General features: G+C 60.3%; 2 protein-coding genes and 1 pseudogene. All 3 read left to right on the top strand.

From position 1 onward, the window contains the following. Window positions 1-472, top strand: a pseudogene (locus tag DBR23_RS03440) (NAD(+)/NADH kinase); the annotation flags it as partial. A 2-nt stretch (window positions 473-474) separates the two neighbouring features. After that, window positions 475-2184 carry a DNA repair protein RecN gene (gene recN, locus DBR23_RS03435; protein WP_108497327.1) on the top strand — a complete coding sequence of 570 codons (1710 nt, stop codon included), beginning with the start codon at window positions 475-477 and terminating at the stop codon, window positions 2182-2184. Further along, the coding region (locus DBR23_RS03430; RefSeq protein WP_304466193.1) for an RNase adapter RapZ at window positions 2184-2653 on the top strand (470 nt) is incomplete at its 3' end. The genes recN and DBR23_RS03430, both read left to right, overlap by 1 nt.

Genomic DNA, 2653 nt, shown 5'->3' with positions numbered 1-2653 from the left:
CGATGAACGTGTGGTGTTTGAAGCCTTAGCCATGAACGATGTGGTGGTCAACCGTGGTGCGACGTCGGGCATGGTGGAATTGCGTGTCGAAGTTGGTGGGCAGTTTGTGGCCAATCAAAGGGCCGACGGCCTCATCATTGCCTCCCCCACCGGATCGACCGCATATTCGTTGTCTGCGGGCGGCCCCATGCTTCACCCATCCATCCCGGGCTGGGTGCTGGTTCCTATAGCGCCACATACGCTGTCCAACCGCCCTATCGTGCTCTCCGATGCGACTGAGGTGGCTGTCGAAGTAGTGAGCGGGCGCGATGTCAGCGCGAACTTTGACATGCAGTCCCTTGCGTCCTTGCTGCATGGCGACCGCATCCTCGTCAAACGCTCTGAGCACCGCGTGCGATTTCTACACCCTCAAGGCTGGAACTACTTCGCGACTTTGCGCAAGAAGCTGCGCTGGAACGAAGGGGGCTCATGACCATGGCACTGCGGCGGATAACCCTGCGGGATTTTGTGATCGTTCAAACGCTGGAACTTGACTTGCGCAGCGGCTTTACCGTGTTGACTGGTGAAACCGGGGCGGGCAAGTCCATCTTGATTGACGCATTGCAACTGGCACTGGGAGCACGCGCGGATGCCGGGGTAGTACGGGAAGGATGCAGCAAGACCGACATTTGCGCGGAATTCGAATGCCCTGCCCATGCCCGCCCATGGCTGGAGGAAGCCGGGTTTGAAACCGATGACTGGCTGCTACTGCGCCGTACCGTCGACACACAGGGCAAGAGCCGCGGTTGGATCAATGGGACTCCAGCGACAGCTTCACAGTTACGTGCCTTGGGCGAGATGCTTCTCGACATCCATGGTCAACACGCATGGCAAAGCCTGACTCGCCCAGAGTCGGTGCGCGGCTTGCTGGACGCTTTTGCCGGTGTGAATACCCGCGATACAGCATCGCGTTGGACGCAATGGCGCGCTGACCTCAAGGCATTGCAGCAGGCTCGCGCAGCTCAGGCAACGCTTCAGCAAGAGCGCGAGCGCCTGCAGTGGCAAATCAGCGAAGTGGACAAACTCGCGCCAGGTGACCTGGAGTGGGAGGATCTTGACGCGCAACACAAGCGCCTATCGCACGCGCAGGCGTTGCTGGATGGGGCCCATGGAGCGCTTCAAGCTCTGCAAGAAGACGACGCGGGAGCCGTTTCCGCACTGACCCACGCACATTCGCTGCTTCAGGCGCAAGAACACATTGAGCCAGAGTTCGCCAATCTCGCCGATATCCTGGCGTCGAGTCTGGCGCAGACGACCGACGTGGTGCATTCTCTGCACACCTATTTACGCCATGCGGACATTGACCCCCAACGTTTGGCAGAACTGGACGAACGCATGTCCTTGTGGATGAGACTGGCTCGCAGGTACAAACGCCCTCCTGCAGAACTGCCCGCTCTGCTCAAGGACTGGAAAGCATCCATGCGCCAGCTTGATGCCGCCACCGATCTGGAAAAGCTGCAAGCCAACGAATCCGCCAGCGCCAAGGCGTACCATGCGGCGGCGCGCGCACTGTCTCTGGCTCGCGCCAAAGCAGCACCAAAGCTCTCCGTGTCCATCTCTCAGGCCATGCAAGGTCTCGGGATGGAGGGCGGCAAATTCGAGGTGTCAGTGACGAAGGCGTCGGAGCCCTCTCCCGACGGGATCGATGATGTCGTGTTTTTGGTGGCAGGACACCCCGGCATGACCCCCAAGGCGGTCGGCAAAGTCGCCTCCGGCGGGGAGTTGTCCCGCATTTCGCTGGCGATCGCAGTCACAACCAGTGAATTGGGCTCCGCCCCCACACTCATTTTTGACGAGGTGGACTCCGGCGTGGGTGGCGCAGTCGCCGAAACCGTGGGACGTTTGATGCAGCAGCTGGGACGCGACCGCCAAGTGCTGGCAGTAACTCACCTGCCCCAAGTAGCAGCATGTGCGCATCACCACCTCAAGGTGGCAAAAAACAAAAGCGCTCAAGGCACAACCAGCACCGTGCTGGTTGTGCAGCAAGACGAGCGTGTGGCAGAAATCGCCCGCATGCTGGGTGGGGAGCGCGCTACCGAGACCACGCTGGCGCACGCGCGTGAAATGCTGGGCACTGCGACTCCGGCATTGGTCGCGGCGCCTACCCCACCCGCTCCCTCCTCTAACGCCGCTAGGAAACGCTGATGGCCCTTGAAATTGTTGTCATCACGGGCATGTCGGGATCTGGAAAATCCGTCGCCTTGCACGCACTGGAAGATGCTGGCTACTACTGCGTAGACAACCTGCCGCCGGAGCTACTGCCAGCCTTCGTAGAGCTCGAACACAAACACCATGGCAACCGCGTAGCCATTGCAGTGGATGTCCGCAGCGCAACGTCCTTGCATCAAGTGCCTCAAGAGTTGAGCCGTTTGCGCAGTCAGGGCGTGGCCGTCAAATCCCTTTTTCTGGATGCCACGATTGATACCCTGGTGCGGCGTTTCTCCGAGACGCGCCGCCGCCATCCCCTGTCGCACGACGACCTCCAGCAAGGACGCAGGGCCTTAGTTCAGATCATTGAGCTGGAGCGGGAGTTGCTGGCTGAACTGCGCGAACAGTCACACGTGATCGACACCAGCACCATCCGCGCCTCCCAGTTGCAAAGTTATGTCAAAGG

The sequence above is a fragment of the Acidovorax sp. HMWF018 genome, assembly GCF_003061035.1.
Lineage (GTDB): Bacteria > Pseudomonadota > Gammaproteobacteria > Burkholderiales > Burkholderiaceae_C > Acidovorax > Acidovorax delafieldii.
The sequence above is the reverse complement of the archived record's forward strand: the minus strand, read 5'-3'. Positions and strand labels throughout refer to the sequence as shown.